Below are 21768 nucleotides of genomic sequence, written 5' to 3' on the forward strand. Positions count from 1 at the left end.
GCGAAATTTATTTTATAATTGTACGCAATCCAACATCAGATATATTGAGTTAATGGAGAAAACAAATGTCAAACATTCCCTCTGATAAAGCAGTACTTGTCACGTGTGGTCTTCCCTATGCTAATGGGAAAGCCCATGTGGGGCACCTGCGCACCTACATTCCTGCAGACATATTTGTAAGGTCTTTAAAGAAAAATGGCCAGGAAGCCACCTTTGTTTGTGGTTCTGATGCCCACGGCACACCTATTGCGGTGAACGCTGAGGAAATGGGAATCACGCCCGGGGAGCTCATGCAGAAATACCACGTTCACTTTAATGAGGTATTCAAGAAAATGGGCGTCAACTTCGATGCCTATGGTACTACAGATGATGCAGAAAATCAAAACAGGACCCTTGAGATCGTTAACAAGCTCGTGGACAAGGGCTATGTTTACCCCAAGACAATAGAGATCGCCTACTGTCCAGAATGTGACCGTTTCCTGCCTGACAGGTATGTTGAAGGAACATGCCCCAACTGTGGTGAAAAAGCTCGTGGAGATGAATGTGACCAGGGATGCGGCAAACACCTTGAACCAGGAGAACTCCAGCAACCATTGTGTACCATCTGCTCAGGGCCCGCAGAGTACAGACAGCAGGAACATTTCTTCTTCAAGCTTTCAGAGTTCAAGGATTTCCTGCTGGAACACCTTGAGAATCTTGGCGGTACCATCAATGCACGCAACTATGCTCTTGGATGGGTAAAACAGGAACTCACCGACTGGTGTATCACAAGGAACCTTGAATGGGGCATAAAATTCCCGGGACATGATGACCTTGTGGTATATGTCTGGGTGGATGCACCTATTGGATACATGTCCTTTACCGAGCAGTGGGCAGCAGCTACTGGCGGGGACTGGGAGAAGTTCTGGAAGGGAGATAACCCAATAGTTCATTTCATAGGTGGAGATATCATCTACCATCACTGCATTTTCTGGCCTGCAATGCTTAAGGGTGCGGATTACAGCCAGCCTTCAGCGGTTGTGGCATCAGGTATGGTGAAAATTGAGGATAAGACCTTCTCCAAGAGCCGTGGTTATGTGGTATGGGTTGAAGAGGATTACCTTGACCACGGTTTCCATTCTGATCTTTTGAGATACTATCTTGCAAGTTACACCTCCCATACAAAAGAGGTCAATTTCTCATGGAAGATATTCCAGGACAAGATTAACACTGAACTTGTGGGTGTATTCGGTAATTTCCTGTACAGGAACCTGCTTTTCACTTTCAAGAACTTCGGTGAGATCCCTGAAGGGGACATCGATCCCGAGATAATGGATAAGATCAGTTCTACAATAGATGATGTGAGCAAGGCAACTGCTGAATACGAGTTCAAGAAGGCGGTAGATGCTGCAATGGCGTTGGCATCCTACGGCAATTCATATTTCCAGGCAAATGAGCCATGGAAGCTTATCAAGGAAGATAAGGAAGCCTGTGGAAAGGTCATCAAGAACTGTATACAGCTTGCTAAGGCTCTTATATTGCTCTTTGAACCTGTAATTCCAGGCAGTATGGAAGACGCATGGCAGCAGATAGGCATGGAAACAGACGTGCACACAGTTACTTATTCAGAGGCTACAGTTCCTGTTGAGAGTGGAAAAGCCCTGAAAAAGCCAGGCATTCTCTTTGTTAAGGTAGAGGATGATAAGATTGCCGAGATGGATGAGATATCCTCCGGACGTATACAGAAGGCTATTGCTAAGGAAGCAGGCATAGAGGAAGAGGTAAAAATGGAATTCAAGGATGAGATAGAGTACGATGATTTTGCAAAGCTGGACATAAGAGTTGGAAAGATCCTTTCCGCTGAGAAGATCAAAAAGTCCAAGAAACTCCTGCGTCTTCAGGTAGACATAGGTGATGTGGAACCACGTCAGATAGTCGCTGGTCTTGCAGAATATTACCAGCCAGAAGAAATGGTCGGTAAAACAGTGAACGTGCTTGTAAATCTTAAACCTGTAAAACTCTGTGGTGTAGAATCCCAGGGAATGCTTCTGGCAGCAGACAACGATGAGGATGTATCACTGTTGAGCACGGACAAGGATATGGGTCCGGGCGCTATCATTGGATAATATTTTGAAAAAAGTAAGTAAAGCTGGGTCTAAAGATCCAGCAACATTTCCAGGTAAGAGGTTCTAATGGTATCCTCTTGTCTTATTCTCAATTTTTCAAGACAATCGAACAATCTCTTTTTAGATATATCGCTATCCGATTCAGCGACTATCTCCACTTCAACAAATTCCCCGAGTCCTTCCACACTGTCCAAAACGATTGTGATATCATCGTATTTGAATATCTCCCGTGTTTTTGAGACATTACCGGATTCGAAATATCCGAGGGCTAGAAGAATACTGCGTGCATTTGTCCCGTCAACTTCGGTCTCAAATTCCTCTCGGGTCTTGGAAATGGTGTCAAGTTTTTGTCCCTTGTAGGTCAGCACAGACCTGCCATTGACAGACCGTATCCTCAGGGCTTCATCGGTTTGTGCAAAATCCCTGTGAGGGGCGTTGTAATAGGTGTCGCTGTGGTTCTCGACACCTATAAAATCAGCACCCATGCCAGACAGCATCTTTTTGAGATGCTCATGGCTGGCACGGGCTTTAATCTCTATTTCTATCATTATGCAGGAACGAATTTAGTACCGTAGTATATCATACCGTTCTCGCCGTCCTGTCCCAGTTTCCTGAATGTAGGCTTGACCCTCATACCTATCTCCATGTCATCGGCCATGGCTATTATCTGGCTTGTGAGTTGTGGTCCTTCATCGAGCTTGATTATACCAAGTACGTAAGGTGTCTGGCCTTCAAACCCTTCGGCTGCAGTGTGAATGACCGTATAGGTTACGACCTCTCCGCTTCCATTGAATTTGAAATCCTCTATTTCTCCATCACGTCTGCAATCAGGGCACATATCACGTGGTGGATAGAAGTATTCTCCGCACTTTTTGCAGTGTGTACCAACCAGATTGTACCTGGCTACCTGCTGTCTCCAAAATCGTGGTACTGACATTGTGATCACCTGTTCCTTGAGAAAATATGTACAACAGCGGTTGCACCTGAACCTCCCACGTTGTGGGTCATTCCAACCTCTGCTCCGTCAACCTGACGTTTACCTGCTTCTCCACGAAGCTGCTCTACTATTTCAACAGCCTGTTTGACACCTGTAGCGCCAACAGGATGGCCACATGACTTGAGTCCGCCGGAAGTGTTTACTGGTATCCTTCCACCAATTGCGGTTTCTCCTTCCTGTGTGACTCTTCCGCCCTCGCCCTTCTTAGCGAAACCGAGGTCTTCAATGGCACATATTTCTGCAATGGTAAAACAGTCGTGAACTTCAACCATGTCAATGTCCTTCTGACTCATTTTTGCCATCTCATATGCACGTCGACCTGCAGCCACACTTGCATCAAGGGTGGTTATGTCACGGCGGTCATGCAGTGCAATTGTATCACTTGCCTGAGCTGTTGCCTTGACATAGATTGGCGTATCGGTAAATTCATGGGCAATATCAGCAGGTGCGACAATAACTGCAGAAGCACCGTCTGTTATTGGTGAGCAGTCAAAAATGTGTAATGGGTCAGCAACCATGATGGAATTCAGTACTGCATCCACACTAATGGGCTTTCTGTACTGAGCAATAGGATTATGCTGTCCGTTAAAGTGGTTCTTCACAGCAACTTCGGCAAGTTGTTCGCTTGTGGTTCCGTATTTTGTCATGTGAAGCTTGGCTATCATTGCATAAAGTCCGGGGAAAGTCGCCCCCATTATGCCTTCCCATTCCCTGTCAGCTGCTGCTGCAAGAGCGGATGATGCTTTCGGGGATGGTACATCGGTCATCTTTTCAGCGCCAGCTGCAATGGAAATATCATCATATCCAGATGCTACAGCGTAGATTGCCTGTCTTAGAGCCAGACCACCTGATGCACAGGCAGCTTCAACACGTGTTGAAGGTACGTGAAGATTCTTTGCAAGACCTGCGTAATCAGCTATGAGCGCACCAATGTGTTCCTGCTCGACAAACTGACCTCCACTCATGTTCCCAACGAACATGGAATCTATTTTTTCACCGACAACACCGGCATCTTCAACGGCACCGACGCCTGCTTCAACAACTATATCTCTTAAATCGCGGCCCCAGTGTTCTCCATAATTTGTGTTCTTCACACCAATTATTGCTACATCTCTCATCTTCAACACCTCATGCTATCCTTATCTTACCCTTGTGTTTGGCATACATTGCATAATCCGCATAGATCGGGTCTGCAAGTAGCTCTTCAACAGTAGGTGCATTGTTGCGAATTTCTTCTATTCTGTCGGTAACAGTTATACTGAATGAATCTCCACCGGCACCGGAACCGAAAGCGGTTGCAAATATGCGGTCTCCGGGTTCTGTCTGGTCGAGAGTTGCTGCGATTCCCATCATGCACGATCCTGAATATGTGTTACCAAGCCTTGGAACTACAAGTCCGGGCTTTATCTGCTCCTTGGTAAATCCAAGCATTGCAGCGGCACGCATTGGGAACTTACCGTTTGGCTGGTGGAAAACAGCGTAATCGTAATCTTCGGGCTTTGTGTCCAGCTTTTCCATCATTCCCTTGGATGCGCCTAACACATGCTTGAAGTATCCCGGTTCACCTGTAAAACGTCCACCGTGTTCTGGATATGGCATTCCCTCACGTCTCCAGAAGTCAGGTGTATCTGTTGTAAATGAATAAGTGTCCTCGATAATTGCTGCAAGTTCGGATTCCTTGTTTCCGATAACACAGGCAACTCCGCCTGCAGCTGCAGTGTATTCAAGTGCATCTCCAGGTGCACCCTGTGCAACATCAGCACCTATCGCAAGACCAAGGTCTATCATTCCTGAAGAGACCATTCCCATGCATGTCTGGATGGCAGCTGTACCTGCCTTGCATGCGAACTCAAAGTCAGCAGCGGTCAATACAGGGGTAGCTCCCACTGCTTCAGCCACTATTGTACTTGTGGGCTTGACAGCATATGGATGGCTTTCGGAACCGGTGTACACCGCTCCAATTCTCTGTGCATCCAGACCGGCTCTTGAAACTGCTGACCTGGCTGCTTCTACAGCAATGGTCGCAGTGTCTTCATCAACATCAGGTACTGATTTTTCATTAACCTTCAAACCTGCTTTTAAAATATCAGCATCGTCTCCCCATACACGGGCGATGTCTTCTATTTTTATCCTATATCGTGGGATATAGGCGCCATATGAGACTATACCTACAGTCATGTTTACACCTTTTTAATGAGTTGTTATCGGAAATCATTCCATGATATGGTATTCGCTGTATTTTTTCAGCACTTCTACCAATTTATCAAGATCCATTGTTGTTGCAATAAGGGGAATCCTGTCAATTTCAGCCATTTTCTTCGCCATGGGGTCAACTTCACTGCCGCGCAATCCATGTATCACAACTGCTCCTGGCTTGAGGTTTGTGACCCTTATGGCAACCAGGGGTGATTTTCCCGTGCTGACCTTTGTAAAGACCAATGCACGTTCTGTACTCCATCCATAGAGTTTCTGGAACTCATGGGACGATAGTTCAAGGATCGCCTTCTTGCTATCAACGACCGTGAACCCGTACAGTGGTTTTTCAACACCCTTGTTAACCACATCGCCATCTATCAGGCTGGCAAGTTTTGCCACCTGCATTGGAAATGTGTATTCGTACGTAGCGTAAATGGCTTTGGATGTTTTTTCAGTAAAAAGCATCCCCTCATAAGCATGAATTTTCTGTCCACCCCTCTGAGCATCGACCTCAAGAAGGGCCTCTACTATCCTGCTGACGATGAGCGTTCCAGGAGATTTTCTCCTTCCACTTTCGTAATCACTTATGACGGAGGGTGATACGCTCAGGTAGCCGGACAGGTCAGTTTGGGCAATTTCGAAGTTCAATCGCCATTTTTTCAACGCTTCCCCAGGCTTTTCAGACAGGGTTATTTCGCCTGCCATCTTTTCTGCAAGACGCCTGCGAATCATTCCGTGCGATTCGTCTTCATTCATGCTTTATGCTCCTAAAGATAGATTCACATATATATTTAACGAATAGAGATACGTCAATTGACGATTTAATTAATTCCGTATCGGGTGCAAATCATCTGCTTATTTATAGTATGTTCTCTATCCACTATAAAAATATGTTTATTGAAAGGGATAAAATAGGGGTTAAAGTTTCCGAACTAAATACATATCTTTTATGTCCCCGTAAACTGTATTATACATGCCGTGGCCATGAATCTTTTCCAGATGTCTCAATTTCATATCTGGAGCATCTTCTATTGAAAGAGCTCGGTATGAACCTTTCTGAACTGTTGATATCATGTTCGTCAAAAGACGATGCTATAATTTCATATCTCGATCTTATGCTTTCCCAGCTGATCGAAGATCTTCCTCTTATCTATTCCGCTGAACTGGCGGGTGTGGATGTGAAGATGATAGATGAGGCAGCAGCACAGATAAGATCTCACTTTGCTGGAATGGCCGGAAATCTGCAGTCCCTTGTTTCGAATACAACTAATACTTCTTTTGTCTCCCAGCTAAAAAAGGTGGATGCAGGCTCACTTTTCTGTTCCGGAAAACTCGGACTTAGCGGAATTCCACATTTCGTTCTCAATGAGGATGATGTGCAGATACCTCTGATCATTAAAACCGGAAAATATCCTGAAACAGGTGTATGGGCTAATGACCGCTTACATCTAACTGCTCTTGCCATGCTCATGGGAGAAGCTAATTCAACTCCTGTTGGATCAGGTATTGTACTCTATGCAATACATGCTGAACTAAGGCCCGTTACCATACGTTCCAACGAACGCAGACAGGTTCTTAAAGTGCTTGGCAGGGTGCGAAAAATCAAGGAAGGCTCCATGCCTGACAAAAAAACAGGTCCGCTGTGCCAGGGTTGTGCGCATGGGTCCCTGTGCAACGTACGCCCTTCTCTTGCTTCAAAGTTCTTCTGATCCTTTGCTTATTAGCCAACCCACAAACTATTTAATCATTGACTAGTGAGGATGGACAATGGCAAAACCTCTGTATCTTGGTGAATTACTTCTCCACTGGTGTCCCTCATGTAATGTACCCGTGCTTGGAAAGGAATGCTCATGCGGTGAGATGACAAAGCATGTAACAGTCACTCCTCCTGGCGACATCCGCCCTGCATTCAATTATGAGATCGATCTGATAAACCGCCTTTCTGAAGAACAGTTCGGTTTACCTCTCATAAGTGCTGAGCGTGTTGTAGTTCTGAACAAATCTCCATATGATGACCGCATGGAGGAGATAATAGTAGATGGTGAAATTGTTGGAAGTATCCGCTTTGAATTGGAATATCTACGATGGATACTACTATTAAGGATAAATGGCGCCCGTCGTATTTTTGCAAACAGGGACAAGTCTGCCCTGAAAAGTTGGGTTGCTATTGACGAGGGTGCTGAAAAATTCATTCTTTCAGGTTCCAGTGTACTTGCTCCAGGTATAGCTGATGCAGATCCTGATATTGCGGAAATGGATGAGGTTGTGGTGCTCACCCACGATGGCAAGGTACTGGCAACAGGCAGGGCACGCATGACTGGCGCAAAGATGCTTGAAAAGGGTAAGGGCGTTGGAGTTAAAGTGAGATTAAAGGCAATCCCTGAGGATATCACTATACCGCCTGCCGGACAGACATGGGATGATGCGGTCGAGGCAAATTCAAGATACATGGACGATTTTGTAGGGAGGTCTCACAAATTCATTAGTAATGTGGCTTCTTCTGCGAACCGTCCGGCAACTGTTTCCTATTCAGGTGGCAAGGATAGTCTCGCTGTTCTTCATCTTGTCAGTGAGTGTCTTGAAGATTACGAACTTCTGTTTGCAGATACCGGAATCGAGTTCCCTGAAACTTTGGATAACGTAGCACAAGTTGCGCAGATATATGGAAAGCCTCTGCATTCTATTAGTTCAGGGGATGCTTTCTGGGATTCAATTGAGAATTTCGGTCCTCCAAGTGTGGAAGTTCGCTGGTGCTGTAAGGTCTGTAAACTGGGTCCCATTACACAGATCATCGATGACAATTACGATGACGGTTGCCTGACATTTATCGGGCAGAGAAAATATGAATCCGGTGCACGTGCCAAAAGTGAGAGTGTCTGGAAGAACCCATGGGTTGGCAATCAGGTAGCTGCGGCACCTATACAGAACTGGACCGCGATGCATGTCTGGCTTTACATATTCAAGAACAAGCTCCCGTATAATCCAATGTACGAAGAGGGTTACGACCGAATAGGATGCTGGCTCTGCCCGTCATGTTCATTGGCTGATCTGATACGATTAAAGACCACTCATCCTGAAATGGAAAAGCGGCTTACAGATTACCTGCTGTCCTATGCTGAAAAGATGGGACTGTCTGAAGAGTGGGTAGAGCATGGTTTCTGGCGCTGGCAGACTCTCCCTCCGCAGTTGAGGGAGATCGCGAAGAAGAAGGGAATAAACCTCCATCCAAAAAGTGATGCTTCAGGTACTCTTGAGTTCCATGTCACATCCGGCTATCGTCCATGTAAACAGGGTGGTATCTCGGCAGAAGGTGCATTTGACAGCGCAATAGACCTTGAAAAGCTGGAAATAACTGGCATGCTTGAGGCTGTTGAGAAGGTCCTGTACATGGAAGGTGTAGCTTCTTTACTTCAAGATGAGGACAGAGTCCAGGTCTTTGCATCAGGAACTGTCACTGCACGCAGTGATACCGACAAAAAGGCGCGCACTCTTATGAAGAATGTGGAGAACTCTATCCGCAGATCCATGCTTTGCAGTGGTTGTGGGGTATGTGTGGGTAAATGCCCGCAAAAACAGATAAAGCTCAAAAAGGGAGTTGCCATCATTGGCAAAAAGTGCAGCCATTGCGGACTTTGTATTGATGTGTGTCCTGTTGTGAAATTCAATTCATAAACAGGAAATAGTATTTTTTGTATCATGAGGATCGTCATTTTTTGATTCTCTTCCTTCTTTTATTTATTCTGACCAGAACACTTATACACGATACATGCCAATCTAATTCGGTGATTTTTTGGTAAAAAGGGCACTGCTAAGCGTTTCTGACAAAACTGGTATTGTGGATTTTGCTCGTGGACTTGAAAAACTCGATGTAGAGATAATTTCAACGGGCGGCACCGCACGCATTCTTCGTGATGCAGGTGTCAAGGTAATGGATGTTTCAGATGTAACCGGTTTTCCCGAAATGATGGGTGGCAGGGTAAAGACACTTCATCCCCGTATACATGGTGGTATACTCTGTCTCAGAGATGACCACGATCACATGGGAGAAGCTGAAAAAGAAGATGTAGAACTTATTGACCTGGTAGCAGTGAATCTCTATCCTTTTGAGGTAACGGTATCAAATGAAGGTGTACTGCTTGAAGAGGCGATCGAGAATATCGATATTGGTGGTCCTTCTATGCTTCGTTCAGCTGCCAAGAATTATCGCTCAGTTACAGTGATCTGCGACCCGGATGATTATGGTCATATCCTCAAGGAGATCCGTTCGACTGGTGTGGTGTCCAAGGAAACCCGTGAGGGGCTTGCTGTCAAAGCATTCAGACACACGGCTGATTACGATGCTACCATTGACACATATCTTAGCAAGGAATTGCTTGGTGAAGAGGTCATGCGTATGAGCTTCAATAGTGGTGTAGCTCTCAGATATGGTGAGAACTGGCATCAGGAAGCTAAATTCTACAAGGAAGCTGGTGTAACCGGACCTTCACTTTCAAATGCAAGACAACTGCATGGGAAGGAGCTCTCCTATAACAATTATATCGATGCTGACAATGCTCTTCAGACTGTCAAGGAGCTAGGTAATGAAAACCCGGCTGTATCAGTGGTAAAACACAATAACCCCTGCGGACTTGCAACGGGCAATACTCTTTTGCAGGCTCTTAAGGCAGCATGGGATGGCGATCCAATTTCAGCCTATGGCAGTATAATCTGCACAAACACTGTATTCGATCTCGAAGCTGCGGAATTCCTCAATGGCAAGTTCGTGGAGATAATACTGGCACCAGGTTTTGAGCATGATGCTCTTGAATATCTGAGGAATAAGAGTGCAAACCTGCGTCTGCTTGAGCTTCCTGAATTCAATGAACCGTTTGCTGTGGAAGATACTTACAAGTATGTGGTGGGTGGAATATTGAAGCAGTCCAGAAATATCGGTATCTACGATAAATGGGACTGTGTAACTGAGACCTCATACCCTGAAGAGCTGCGTTCTGTTTCGGAATTCAGTCTGCATGCATGCAAGTGTGTCAAGTCCAATGCCGTTACTCTGGCATATGAGTATGAGCAAGGGTGCTACATGATGCTTGCAATGGGAGCAGGGCAGCCTAACAGGGTTGATTCCATAAGAAAACTTGCAGCTACAAAGGCCCGTGAGAACCTTCAGGTCATTTATGACCGTGAAAACCCGGCTGTATCCTTTGACGAGTACTGCAAGGATATCTTTTCAAAATGTGTCATGGCTTCAGATGCTTTCTTCCCATTTGATGACAGCATAATCCATGCAAATGAAAGTGGTATCAAGTACATTCTTTCACCTGGTGGATCCATCAGGGATGATGAAGTTGTAAGCACAGCAAATAAACTGGGCGTATCTTTGATCTTCACCGGAATGAGACACTTCCTCCATTGAAGTGTCCACCTTCTTTTTTTTATTAGCGTGTATTGGTTTTGGAACCCTTTGGCCGTTAATCCCGGGCTCTTCACAAAGTTTTATGTCTACTTTATTTTTTCAGTCTGAAAATACTTATAAATATTGCAGCCTCTTTAAATCTGATAGATGGCTTTTAAGCTAATTAACCTACATATCATGTTATAGATCTGGTGAACTTTGTGAAATCAAGAGGCTTACTGAGCGTACTGACGTTTTCCGAAAAGAGGAAAGGTATTCTTTTCCTGCTTGAAGAAAAACCAAGGACCCTTTCTGAGATAAGGGAACATTTCAACGTTTCTTCACCGGAGATATCTCCTCGGATAAAAGAGATGCAGACATCCAATCTAATAAGGAAGGATGAAAAGAGGTATCACATCACCCCTATGGGCAAAGCCATAGCTAGTCATTATAGGCCACTTCTGGATATTCTGGCAACCATAGAAAAGAACGAGTCCTTCTGGAATGAACATACTGTGGAAGATATTCCTCCGCATTTGCTGGAAGATCTTGCACAGATCAGGGGATGTGAAGTTATTTCAGACAGCATTGAGAATATCTATGAATCGCATAAGATATTCGCGGACAATATTTCAAAATCTAATTACGTCAAAGGCATTTCTCCCATATTCATCCCCACATATCCTGATTTTTTTACAAGCCTTGCAGAGAACCATGTACCTACATCTTTGATCCTGACTGAGAATGTCTTTTTCAAGGTCGCAACCGAACACAGGGGTAAACTGCAGTTCTTTCTGGATTCTCCGAAATCGGAGCTTTATGTCATTAATGATGTGAAGCTTGCATTTGTGGTTACTGATTATTTCTTCTCTCTTTCACTATTTTATGAGAACGGCTCATATGATCCTCGCAGTGATCTGGTTGGCTACGATGAATCTTCGATCAAGTGGGGTGAGGAAATTTTTGAATACTATCGGAGAAGGTCCCGGCGGATAGTTTCTCTTTAAAAAATAGCTGTGTCACATGACACAGCTTGCAATGGTTTTTAGTCCCATGATTGAGCTGGATTCCCCGTCAACCAGAAATAGTCTTTTGGTTTCTTTTTCCATACTCTCAAATTCTATGGGCTTTGTAAAACTTCTGATCGATAATACGCCTGCAATAAAGCTGTAGATAAGTATTATCGGCTCAAAAGCTATTACATTTTTCAGCAGGAAGATGCTCAGAATCAGATGTGCTATTATATGAAGTCCAAAGAGAAGGTTTCTGGTATTCTTTTCTCCAAGGCTTACTGGCAATGTGTTGATACCTGCAAGAGTATCACCTTTAATGTCCTTGAAATCGTATATTGCAGAATTGACGAATAGCTTTGTTCCAAAGAATATGAATACCAGCAGGGTTGCCAGAATACTTGCAGAGTAATATCCTGCAATTCCCGCGATGAAAGATCCCCATGTAATTCCCACTACCAGGTTCTTAATTCCCATGCCGCCTTTAAGTCTCAGTTTGAATCTTCCAAGATCGAGCCCCTTGGTGTACAGGTATCCTGTTATAAGGGGGATGAATGCGATAAGCAGCATGCCACTGGATGCCAGTATAGTTGCACCGATAATAAAGCAAATGAGTGATAACAACAATGCTATTTTGTTTGATGCACCTTTAAGTTCGGACCTGTTCACCGAATCCTCTTCAGCATCCATTGCCCTGTCCAGGGTATAAACTGAATATATTATCAGTCCACCTGCAAAGCAGTGCAAAAATATAGAACTAATATGCAATAGCAGAAAAGCTATGTGTATTCGCAAGGCACCTGATATGGATACCAGAACAGAACTTTTCAAAAGGTTCAGTGTCGCCAGATTCTCTGCGCCAATAAAATCATAATTAAAATTATATCGTTTTACTGGAAAGTTCGTAATGTCAATGGTACTATTTTGACCCATGAGCATAATGGCTCAGGGCAATGTAATATTATTTTTTGAACATAACATTATATCATTGATATAAAGTGATTCTACTAGTATAATTCTAATATTTCAAAAAAAGAGTTTATCGCAGGGCTATGGATTTCATGTAAGGAAATTCTGTCGAAATAATTCTGTCGAAATGGGAAATCCATAGATTAGCACTCTGTGATAAGTATTAGGTATAATATATAGTTTTTCATATTAAGTATTTTTATCCAGTAATTTATTACTCTTCCTGATTCGATCTCTTTGCATAAAGAAGAATGTATCCTCCCATGGCAAAAAAAAGCGGAGCAATAGGAATTGTCTTAAAGGAACTGTTCCAGACTGCCATTGAACTTATGAGGCTCAGGACTGAGCAGGCAATAAATATGGCAGCTATAGTATTTTTTCCAAGTTTAAGCTCGATATCTTCTCTGGACAATTCATAGATTGCCAGGATCAGACAAAGTGCCGCTGCCAGAAACCACGTAATTGTCCTTATTGATGGAAGGAAGCCTCCGTAGGACAGTAGTCCAAGTTGCTTGATCAGGTCAACGAAAATGCTTCCATACTGCATGTCAAAATTTGCATAGAATAGGGAGAATTTGATGCCCCATCCACTTGAGTAATCCCCTGTGTAGTAATAGACTTCCCAGGGCACAAGAAGGCAGATAATGGGTAGTATTTTTCGTAAAAGGCTCATTTCATGTGGTTGGATGTTTATTTCTTTCATATTTTATAATAATATTATTTTATTATATATTATTCTCGCCTGCAAAAGCGCAGCTATATATATCACATACAAGTCTATATATTTCTCATAGAGTAATATTGTAATGAGGGATTTAAATAGAAACCAGAAAAGTTCAGCAAACCGGTGGTTCTACATATATCATTTCTTTACCGAAACCCTGGGCAGATAAGGTCGGGATAAAAACAGGGAGTAGTATCACGTTACATCCACAGCCTGATGGTAAGCTTATCATCGATCCTATTTCGGATTCCGCTCCTTTAAAGAGAAGCCAGATCGATGTAACGGGAAGGATGGGTGATGCTCTTACAAGGGATATCATTGCGGCTTATCTTGCCGGCTCGGATGTAATAGAGATCAAGGCGGACCGTATTCTTGCTGAACAGAAGAAGATCATCAGGGGGATATGTTACAAGCTTATAGGTCCTGAAATTATCGAGGAAACTGCAAAAAAGGTAGTTATTCAGGATCTCCTTAACCCGGATGAGATCTCTATTAAGAAAAGTGTCAGAAGGATGTTCCTTATTTCCAATTCCATGTATGCAGATGCTATAAAGGCTGTGAAGACCCTGGATCTCGACCTTGCCCTTGATGTTGATCAAAGGGATGATGATGTCGACAGGCTATTTCTTTTGATAGCGAAACAATTCCGTTCTGTGTTGCGGGGTGCCCGACTGCCTGATGCCATGGAAACTTCCATAGATGAATATCATGACCTTAGGATGGCAGCTGGTCCGATAGAAAGGATTGCAGACCATGCCCGCAAGATAGCCAAGGCCACATCTTCATTTGATCGGTCCATCCCTGATGGTATCATGGAAATGATCGAAAAAACAAGCAATTTATCACGACAGATATTTGAAGACTCCATAGATTCCCTTTATAATTCGGATGTCGATCTTGCAAATCAGGTTATCGATGGTGTCGCAAAGATGTCCCCGCTGATAAAAAAGCTCAATGAAGCCACTTTGAAGCTTGATTCTCCTGAATCTGTGGTCGCACTTGGTGCCGTGGTGGACAGTATTGACAGAACGGCTGATTATGGTGCAAACATCGCTGAAATAGCTATAAACTCTGCTATGACCAAATCCAATGTTTAATAAAATCTATTATCGCCCTGGCCATATACAATAAGAAATATATGTCAGTGGGTGTTTGTAATAGCAAAATATTCAAATCTGATATCATCCCATGCAACGGAGGGTACGAATGGGCGCAATTAAAAAATTCAAACAGAAATTCTCAAATCTTTTTACAAGATTATTTAAAAAACAGAATGCTCGAATAGGGATATATGGTCCGCCAAACGCTGGTAAGACCACTCTTGCAAACCGCATCATCAGGGACTGGACCGGTGATGCAATGGGTTCTGTATCACACATTGCTCACGAGACCAGGCGTGCAAGACGTAGGGAAGGTGTGACGATAAAGACCGATTCCAGTTCCATCACCCTCGATATCATAGACACTCCGGGACTTGCTACAAAGATCGATTTCCATGAATTCATGGCGCAGGGAATGGATGAGGCTGAGTCAAAAAGACGTGCTAAAGAGGCAACAGAAGGTGTTATCGAATCAGTCAAGTGGCTCGAGAACCTCGATGGTGTCATTCTTGTAATGGACGCTACAGAAGACCCGTTCACTCAGGTCAATGTAACTGTTATTGGAAACATGGAGGCACGTAGCCTTCCTCTATTGATAGTCTCCAACAAGGTCGATCTTCCGGAATCTTCACCATCCACCATAAGGGACGCTTTCCCACAACATCCTATGGTTGCAATATCAGCCCTTGAAGGAAAGAACGTAGATACTCTGTATGAAGAGATCGCAAAGAGGTTTGGGTGATCGTTATGCAGGGTTTCCAAATGGATCTGGTGTCTGAACACAGACTATCATCAATGGCTCCTGTTGAAAAAGTGAGGTTTATCATTGATGAAGTGATGAGCGGCAAGATATTAGTTCTTGAAAAGGGACTGACTCCTGAAGAAGAGGCAAGTCTTATAGAAATGACTATGACGCTTATCGAGCCGGATGGTTTTTCAGGAATTGAGATGGAAAGTTATCCTTCCGAAGTTGATACATCTTTCTTCGGGAAGATACTGAAGAAGAACACACTCAAATCAAGACTTACCGTAATCGGGCCTGCTGACCAGTTAAAGACTCTCAGGAAGGATCGTGATATGATCAGTGCTCTTATTTCTACAAACAAATAATTGTTGTGTGAATCTGAATGAGTTCTAAAGAGAGTAAAGAACCTTTGATCTCTCCCTATCATTCCCTTTCTTCTTTTGAGATGGGGAGAGATGATGTACACGTGACATGTACTTACGGTAAGATATCCATCTGGTTTGGACGCCAGGTTCCTGATGTGGTTGTTGGGGAGGTCCTTCTTGGTATATCGAAAATAGACAAGTCTGCTGTACATGAACTTGAAGTGGTTTGTGATTTTGAGGAGATTACCGATTACGAAAGTAGCGGTTATGTGCTTGTGGCATATGCCAGGGCAGATAAGGGGTATCGTGCTACCTTCCATGTTCCTTTTTACAGCAAGAAAGCACTCTTTCTGCTTGCCGGTTCAATAACCAAAGAGCTTAAGGATAATGATATGATGTTGGACTGCTACTGGACCGGTGATGATTCTGATATCATGAAATTATATGATGAATTCAGTAGCATCCAGGACTGGGATATAAAGAACGTTAATTATAAGGATGATGTGAAAGAGAAGCATCATGATAATCAATTCTCCACTAACACATAAGGGTTTTTTATAATGACTGAAGAAAACATGACTGAATGCAAGCATTTGAAGTCTTCTATATTACTAATGGTCGGGCACCTGGAAAAGGTTGCTCAGGACCTTGATAACGAATCAATTAAAGAGATGCTTGACCATCTCCTAAAAGCAAGGCGTATCTTTGTGATAGGTGCAGGCCGCTCCGGTCTTGTAGGAAGGGCCTTTGCAATGAGGCTCATGCATCTTGGACTTTCCTCCCACGTTGTTGGGGAGACCACCACGCCTGCTGTCAGTGCCAATGATGTGGTTGTTGCAATATCAGGCTCAGGGCAGACACGCTCTGTTTCAGACCTTGGAAAGATCGCAAAGGATATTGGTGCAACACTGATCTCAATAACTTCCAACAAGGATTCAAAGATTGGCAATATGTCCGACACCGTGATCGAACTTCAGGGAAGGTCAAAGGATGATGTAGGGGGCTACGTCGAGCGTCACATGCGTGGTGAATATACATATCTGACTCCACTGGGTACCTCCTTTGAAACATCTGCAAGTGTTTTCCTTGATGCGGTCATTGCAGAACTTATATTCATCACAGGTGCTTCAGAAGCTGACCTGAAGTCAAGACATACGAATATTGAATAAGTAAGAGGATTTTTCATGGCCGATACGAAGTTTGCCCAAAGGGTACTGAACATCGATATTTCCGGTATAAGAAAGATGTTTGAAGCTGCTGGTCCTGATTCTATCAATCTTGGTATCGGCCAGCCTGACTTTGATACTCCGCAACACATCAAGCAGGCAGCTATTGATGCTATTAACGAGGGTTTCACAGGTTACACCATTGGTTCCGGTATCTTAGAACTTCGTGAGGCCCTGAGTTCCAAATTCCAGAGGGAGAACAATTTCACTGTTTCGCCGGATGAGGTAATTGTCACATCCGGTGCTTCCGAGGGGCTGGAGATCGCCATTGCCTCACTTGTAGGTCCGGGCGATGAGGTACTTATTGCGAATCCCGGTTTTGTTTCTTATAACGCACTTGTCGAGATAATGGGTGGCAAAGCGGCATCACTTCCCCTTGGTGATGACCTTACCATAAGGCCCGAGGATGTGGTGGAAAGGATCACGCCCAAAACCAAGGCAATGATCATCAACTCTCCTGCAAATCCCACAGGTGCTGTGCAAAGCAAAGCTGACATGAGGGCATTTGCTCAGATAGCTGACGATCATAATATCACTCTTATATCAGATGAGGTCTACGAGCATTTCATCTATGAGGGCGAGCATGTCAGTCCGGCTCAGTTCTCTGATAATGTAATTACCATTAACGCGGTATCCAAAACATATTCCATGACTGGCTGGAGACTTGGTTATGTTGCTGCCAGTAAAGAATATACTGAGCAGATGATCAAGGTGCACCAGTATGTTCAGGCATGTGCAAACTCAGTTGCCCAGAAGGCAGCGCTTGCAGCTATTAACGGTCCAATGGATCCTGTGGTCGAAATGCGTGAAGAGTTTAGAAAACGCAGGGATGTTCTTGTAGAGGGTCTTAATTCCATTGGTCTGAAATGCGCTCTTCCAAAGGGAGCTTTTTATGCATTTCCTGAAGTCTCCGATTCCGTTGAGATTGCATCCAAACTCGTATCAAATGGAGTTATAGCTGTTCCAGGAACTGCGTTCGGAGCACAGGGCGAAGGTCACATAAGACTTTCCTATGCAACTTCCATGGATAATATCAAAAAAGCTTTAAAAATAATGGAAAAAGTTATTTGAAGATAAACAGATTCAGAGTATTAAATTTCGTCCGAAATTTTCTCTGACTTACTTTTTTCTATCATATCTACTAATGTATCTACAACTTCCTTAAGGCCTTCTCCGGTAGCTGTGGACATCTTCATGTCAACAAAATCAAGTTCCCTGAACTGAGGGAGGTCAGATTTGTTGGCAACTACGAGTATAGGTAGTTCAAATCCCTCTTTTACATCTGCAAGCATGTTCTTCTGGTCTTCTATCTCATAGCCACATGTCTCTGAAGCATCTATGATGAAAAGAACAACTGCATCGAGATTCGTCAATGCACTGATCGCCTGGAGCTCTATATCATTTCTCTCTGACATCGGCCTGTCGAGAAGTCCTGGTGTATCTATTACCTGATACCTGTCCGGACCTATCATGAAATGACCTATGGATACGCCCTTTGTTGTGAAGGGATATGATGCGATCTCTGGTGTTGCACCGGTTGCCATTGAAACAAAACTGGATTTGCCTATATTTGGGTATCCAGCCACTACGATGGTTGGCTCATCATGTACTGAGGGGAGCTCCCTTAGCTTGTTACGGGCATCGTTTAGGAAAACAAGGTCTTTGTTTATGGAACCCATGATCGAGGCCATGCGCCCAAAGAATTGTTTTCTTATAACTACAGGTTCACGTGTTCTTCTTATCATTCCCACATGTTCCCTTGCCATATCGTGTATCTTGGAACTTGCCCAATCTATAGTTCCAAGGGATTTTTTGATGTTGTCTACTCCTACTATCACGTTTGCAAGGTCGTAGTAGAATGGGTGGAGGTCATCAAAATTAGGAAAACGTCTGACTATGTTTGCAAGATTATCCGAAAGGATGTTGCCGGAGGTCAGAATCATTGATTCATGTCCTTGACGTGCAGTCTCTCTACTGGTGACTGTTTTTCCTGCCATTGCGCGGCTAGCTCTTCTAAATGCTTTGTCCAACAGTTCGTCTGATGTAGGAACGGTATTAATCTTCTCAAATATCATAGTCTTTTTACCTGTGTAGGCTCAACCGTCTGAAAGTATAAATTGTTATTCCTTGGGTAATATTAGCTTTATTTGCATTATTTATTAATATCTTTTACTTGAAATACTCACATATTTATATCACTATTGAGTATCTATAACTAGATTTTCATCCATTTAATGGTGATTTTATGGAACTGACTCCCATCCAAAAAGATATTCTTATAGCGTTAATAAACCTTCAGAGAGAAAAATCCCGTGCTGTAAAAGGTGAGGAGATTGCTGAACTTATCAATCGTAATCCCGGTACTGTGCGAAATCAGATGCAATCTCTGAAAGTTCTTGGCCTTGTGGAGGGAGTTCCCGGTCCAAAGGGTGGTTACAAGGCTACTGGTGGTGCATATGAGGCACTTAGTATCACTTCAATGGAACACGAGGCAGTGGTCCCAATTTATCGCAATGATGAATTGATGGAGGGTGCAACAGCAGCAGAGGTAAGTTTTACTACTGTCCGTCATCCGGATCTCTGCCAGGGTATGATCAAAGTGCTGGGGAATATCAAGGGTTTTGAACAGGGTGACAAGGTCCAGATGGGCCCGACACCTGTGAACAAGCTCGTTATTCGCGGTGAGATCGTTGGCCGTGATGATAGTAAGAATACTCTTGTTTTCTCGATAAACGAGATGATATCCCTTCCTAAAAAACCGGTAAGGAATTATGCTCGTATGGATCTCATTTCTATAAATGCCAATGCAAGTATACAGGAAACTGCACGCTTACTCGTGGATCACAGTATTCACGGAGCGCCGGTGAAGGACAATGACGATATTATAGGCATCGTAACCTTTACTGATATCGGGGATGCGGTTGCAAGTGGTAAAATGACTGCAAAGGTCAAGGACATCATGACAAAAGAACTGATCACCGTGGATTCGGAAACGTCTCTTTATGATGCAGTGAAGATCTTTGACAAGCACAACATCGGATTTCTACTGGTTGCCTTTGACGGAAAACCAAGTGGTATCCTTTCAAAGAAGGATATCTTCAGGGAATTAACAGTTTACTAAAAAAAAGTGAAGTTTTCATTTCCTGCGCTTTTTCAGCTCTTCGGAGATTTCCTCCAGGGAGACTCCTGCTGAAACAAACATTACCATCATGTGGAAAAGCAGGTCTGATGCTTCATAGATTATTTCTTCTTTCTTTTCACCCTTCACTGCAAGTATCGTTTCTATGGATTCCTCGCCAACCTTTTCCAGTATCTTGTCGATACCTTTTCTGTGGTTGAGCAGGGAACTGACATAGGATTCCTCAGTGGGGTTATTCTTGCGGTCCAGTATGACCTCGTAGATCTCGTTTAGAATGGAAAGGTCTGCATCTGACATGTTTGATCAAGTGCAAATACAGTCTTATTCTATTTACTCTTGTGGTAAGTTGCCCAGCTTAGGCTAAAAGCAAAGGACTTTCAAAAATAGTATGTAGTGACGTTGGTGTAATCCACGCGCAATATGACGGGCTAGTGTTGGTTTTCCAACGTCTGAATCTACCATATAGATTTTATGATATATCTGTTTTGGTCTTTGGGTGATAAAAAGTAAAAGAAAGATCCTCAGATCTTTCTTGGGTCTGTGATCTCTCCTGTGAGTGCTGATGCTGCTGCGGTTGCAGGTGAGCTCAGGTACACAAAGGATTCCGGACTTCCTTCTCTTCCCTTGAAGTTACGGTTGGATGTTGCAAGTCCTATCTCGCCATCTCCTAGAAGACCAAATGATCCGCCCATACATGGGCCACAACATGGCGCTTCAACAATGGCTCCGGCTTCCATGAACTGCTCGATGTATCCTGCCCTGAGTACCTTCATATACTCTGTTCTTGATGCAGGTATGATAAGCAGCCTTACGTCTTTTGCAACAGGTTCATCGCCCATCATCTTTGCAACAACTTCGATATCCTCGAATCTTCCGTTGGTACATGATCCCACAAAGATCTGGTCTAGCTTTGTACCTTCTACCTCTGTGACAGGTTTGACGTTGTCTACGTTGTGTGGACAGGCTACCTGTGGCGCGAGATCGCTTACATCGTACTCTCTGAAGTCGGAGTAGACTGCGCCTTCGTCGGATTTCCAGTATGGGTCAAATTCGTAATCTGGGATACGCTCTTTCAGGTATTCCTCTGTTACTTTGTCAGCTTCGATGATGCCTGCCTTTCCACCCATTTCTATTGCCATGTTGGAAACGGTCATACGCTCGGATATTGGCATATCTGCTACAGTTGAACCTGCATATTCAGCAGCCTTGTATCTTGCACCTTCTGCGCCGACATCTCCTATCAGGTGGAGGATCAGATCTTTTGAATAGACATTCTTTGGAAGTTTCCCATTGACTTCGAACCTGATCGTCTCAGGAACCTTGAACCAGAGCTTGCCGGATGCGAATACAGCAGCCATATCGGTTGAGCCGACACCGGTTGAGAATGCTCCTAGGGATCCATATGCGCATGTGTGTGAATCAGAACCTACAACGAGGTCACCTGGCTTCACATGTCCCTTTTCTGGCATTACCTGGTGGCAAACCCCTTCATAGACGTCATAGTTGAGTATGTTCTGCTCTTTTGCGAATTTCCTGAGCATGGTGTGGTTCTTTGCAGCATTGAGTGAGTCTGCAGGAACCTGATGATCAAAAACGATGACTATCTTGCTGGGGTCCCAGACCTTTTTCTCTTCCTTGTCTTTCATGATCTCATAGAAACCTTCTACTGCAAGAGGTCCTGTGATGTCATGGGTCATTGCCTTGTCAATGTTTGCCAGTACGAATTCTCCGGCTTTAACCGTCTTTCCGGCAGCCTTTGAAAAAATCTTTTCAGAGATTGTCATTGGTTGGTCAGTATTAGTGGGC

General features: G+C 43.9%; 22 protein-coding genes. 12 read left to right on the forward strand and 10 right to left on the reverse strand.

Annotated elements, in window-relative coordinates; all coding sequences use genetic code 11:
- Positions 1 to 65: 65 nt before the first annotated feature.
- The gene (metG, locus tag V7O66_RS11245) at positions 66 to 2105 is read left to right on the forward strand and encodes a methionine--tRNA ligase (RefSeq protein WP_406660406.1); all 2040 of its coding nucleotides are present in this window, start codon (positions 66 to 68) and stop codon (positions 2103 to 2105) included.
- A gap of 29 nt (positions 2106 to 2134) precedes the next feature.
- Here the strand turns inward: metG and cyaB are convergent, their stop codons facing one another.
- The 5 genes from cyaB to V7O66_RS11270 are packed head-to-tail and all read right to left on the reverse strand — an operon-like array spanning position 2135 to position 6054.
- Positions 2135 to 2653: a class IV adenylate cyclase gene (cyaB, locus tag V7O66_RS11250; RefSeq protein WP_406660407.1), complete on the reverse strand. Its 519-nt coding sequence runs from the start codon at positions 2651 to 2653 to the stop codon at positions 2135 to 2137.
- On the reverse strand, positions 2653 to 3042 hold the full coding sequence (locus tag V7O66_RS11255) for a Zn-ribbon domain-containing OB-fold protein (protein WP_406660408.1): 390 nt from the start codon (positions 3040 to 3042) through the stop codon (positions 2653 to 2655). Before V7O66_RS11255 ends, cyaB begins: the two co-directional genes overlap by 1 nt.
- Positions 3043 to 3047: 5 nt before the next feature.
- Entirely contained in the window at positions 3048 to 4220 is a 1173-nt protein-coding gene (locus tag V7O66_RS11260) for a thiolase domain-containing protein (RefSeq protein ID WP_406660409.1), read from the reverse strand.
- A 10-nt stretch (positions 4221 to 4230) separates the two neighbouring features.
- Positions 4231 to 5280 carry a hydroxymethylglutaryl-CoA synthase gene (locus V7O66_RS11265; protein ID WP_406660410.1) on the reverse strand — a complete coding sequence of 350 codons (1050 nt, stop codon included), beginning with the start codon at positions 5278 to 5280 and terminating at the stop codon, positions 4231 to 4233.
- 33 nt (positions 5281 to 5313) lie between these two features.
- Positions 5314 to 6054 carry a helix-turn-helix domain-containing protein gene (locus V7O66_RS11270; protein ID WP_406660411.1) on the reverse strand — a complete coding sequence of 247 codons (741 nt, stop codon included), beginning with the start codon at positions 6052 to 6054 and terminating at the stop codon, positions 5314 to 5316.
- A 290-nt stretch (positions 6055 to 6344) separates the two neighbouring features.
- On the opposite strand from V7O66_RS11270, the gene V7O66_RS11275 reads away from it, so the two are divergent.
- From V7O66_RS11275 to V7O66_RS11290, 4 genes are all read left to right on the forward strand, one after another.
- Entirely contained in the window at positions 6345 to 7007 is a 663-nt protein-coding gene (locus V7O66_RS11275; protein ID WP_406660412.1) for a Dna2/Cas4 domain-containing protein, read from the forward strand.
- Between the two features lie 58 nt (positions 7008 to 7065).
- A complete protein-coding gene (locus V7O66_RS11280) occupies positions 7066 to 8970 on the forward strand; it encodes a phosphoadenosine phosphosulfate reductase family protein (RefSeq protein WP_406660413.1) in 1905 nt (634 codons plus the stop codon).
- Between the two features lie 118 nt (positions 8971 to 9088).
- Positions 9089 to 10705 (forward strand): bifunctional phosphoribosylaminoimidazolecarboxamide formyltransferase/IMP cyclohydrolase, encoded by a 1617-nt coding sequence (gene purH, locus V7O66_RS11285; RefSeq protein ID WP_406660414.1) that lies wholly within the window; start codon positions 9089 to 9091, stop codon positions 10703 to 10705.
- A 200-nt stretch (positions 10706 to 10905) separates the two neighbouring features.
- Entirely contained in the window at positions 10906 to 11691 is a 786-nt protein-coding gene (locus V7O66_RS11290; protein WP_406660415.1) for a helix-turn-helix transcriptional regulator, read from the forward strand.
- A gap of 12 nt (positions 11692 to 11703) precedes the next feature.
- Here V7O66_RS11290 and V7O66_RS11295 read toward each other — a convergent pair whose 3' ends face one another.
- Positions 11704 to 12627 carry a UbiA family prenyltransferase gene (locus V7O66_RS11295; protein ID WP_406660416.1) on the reverse strand — a complete coding sequence of 308 codons (924 nt, stop codon included), beginning with the start codon at positions 12625 to 12627 and terminating at the stop codon, positions 11704 to 11706.
- Positions 12628 to 12877: 250 nt separating this feature from the next.
- Positions 12878 to 13366 carry a hypothetical protein gene (locus V7O66_RS11300; protein WP_406660417.1) on the reverse strand — a complete coding sequence of 163 codons (489 nt, stop codon included), beginning with the start codon at positions 13364 to 13366 and terminating at the stop codon, positions 12878 to 12880.
- A 116-nt stretch (positions 13367 to 13482) separates the two neighbouring features.
- Between V7O66_RS11300 and V7O66_RS11305 the strand changes: the two genes are divergently transcribed.
- The 6 genes from V7O66_RS11305 (at position 13483) to V7O66_RS11330 (ending at position 17894) form a co-directional block, all read left to right on the forward strand.
- Positions 13483 to 14484, forward strand: coding sequence for a PhoU domain-containing protein (locus tag V7O66_RS11305; protein WP_406662641.1), 1002 nt, complete (start codon positions 13483 to 13485; stop codon positions 14482 to 14484).
- 109 nt (positions 14485 to 14593) lie between these two features.
- On the forward strand, positions 14594 to 15229 hold the full coding sequence (locus tag V7O66_RS11310) for an Era-like GTP-binding protein (RefSeq protein ID WP_406660418.1): 636 nt from the start codon (positions 14594 to 14596) through the stop codon (positions 15227 to 15229).
- 5 nt (positions 15230 to 15234) lie between these two features.
- Positions 15235 to 15597: a DUF2073 domain-containing protein gene (locus tag V7O66_RS11315; RefSeq protein ID WP_406660419.1), complete on the forward strand. Its 363-nt coding sequence runs from the start codon at positions 15235 to 15237 to the stop codon at positions 15595 to 15597.
- 17 nt (positions 15598 to 15614) lie between these two features.
- The gene (locus V7O66_RS11320; protein ID WP_406660420.1) at positions 15615 to 16145 is read left to right on the forward strand and encodes a hypothetical protein; all 531 of its coding nucleotides are present in this window, start codon (positions 15615 to 15617) and stop codon (positions 16143 to 16145) included.
- 12 nt (positions 16146 to 16157) lie between these two features.
- Positions 16158 to 16766 (forward strand): 6-phospho-3-hexuloisomerase, encoded by a 609-nt coding sequence (gene hxlB / locus V7O66_RS11325; RefSeq protein WP_406660421.1) that lies wholly within the window; start codon positions 16158 to 16160, stop codon positions 16764 to 16766.
- A gap of 15 nt (positions 16767 to 16781) precedes the next feature.
- Positions 16782 to 17894, forward strand: a complete 1113-nt coding sequence (locus V7O66_RS11330) for a pyridoxal phosphate-dependent aminotransferase (RefSeq protein WP_406660422.1) — start codon at positions 16782 to 16784, stop codon at positions 17892 to 17894.
- 20 nt (positions 17895 to 17914) lie between these two features.
- On the opposite strand, the gene V7O66_RS11335 is transcribed toward V7O66_RS11330, so the two are convergent.
- A complete protein-coding gene (locus V7O66_RS11335) occupies positions 17915 to 18898 on the reverse strand; it encodes an NOG1 family protein (RefSeq protein WP_406660423.1) in 984 nt (327 codons plus the stop codon).
- Positions 18899 to 19068: 170 nt separating this feature from the next.
- Here V7O66_RS11335 and V7O66_RS11340 point away from each other — a divergent pair, with 170 nt between their 5' ends.
- On the forward strand, positions 19069 to 19944 hold the full coding sequence (locus tag V7O66_RS11340; RefSeq protein WP_406660424.1) for a CBS domain-containing protein: 876 nt from the start codon (positions 19069 to 19071) through the stop codon (positions 19942 to 19944).
- 15 nt (positions 19945 to 19959) lie between these two features.
- Here the strand turns inward: V7O66_RS11340 and hisE are convergent, their stop codons facing one another.
- Complete coding sequence (hisE, locus tag V7O66_RS11345; protein ID WP_406660425.1) at positions 19960 to 20259, reverse strand: phosphoribosyl-ATP diphosphatase; 300 nt, start codon at positions 20257 to 20259, stop codon at positions 19960 to 19962.
- Positions 20260 to 20483: 224 nt separating this feature from the next.
- On the reverse strand, positions 20484 to 21746 hold the full coding sequence (locus tag V7O66_RS11350) for a 3-isopropylmalate dehydratase large subunit (protein WP_406660426.1): 1263 nt from the start codon (positions 21744 to 21746) through the stop codon (positions 20484 to 20486).
- Positions 21747 to 21768 lie beyond the last annotated feature (22 nt).

The sequence above is a fragment of the Methanolobus sp. ZRKC3 genome, from assembly GCF_045291275.1.
Taxonomy (GTDB): Archaea; Halobacteriota; Methanosarcinia; order Methanosarcinales; family Methanosarcinaceae; genus Methanolobus.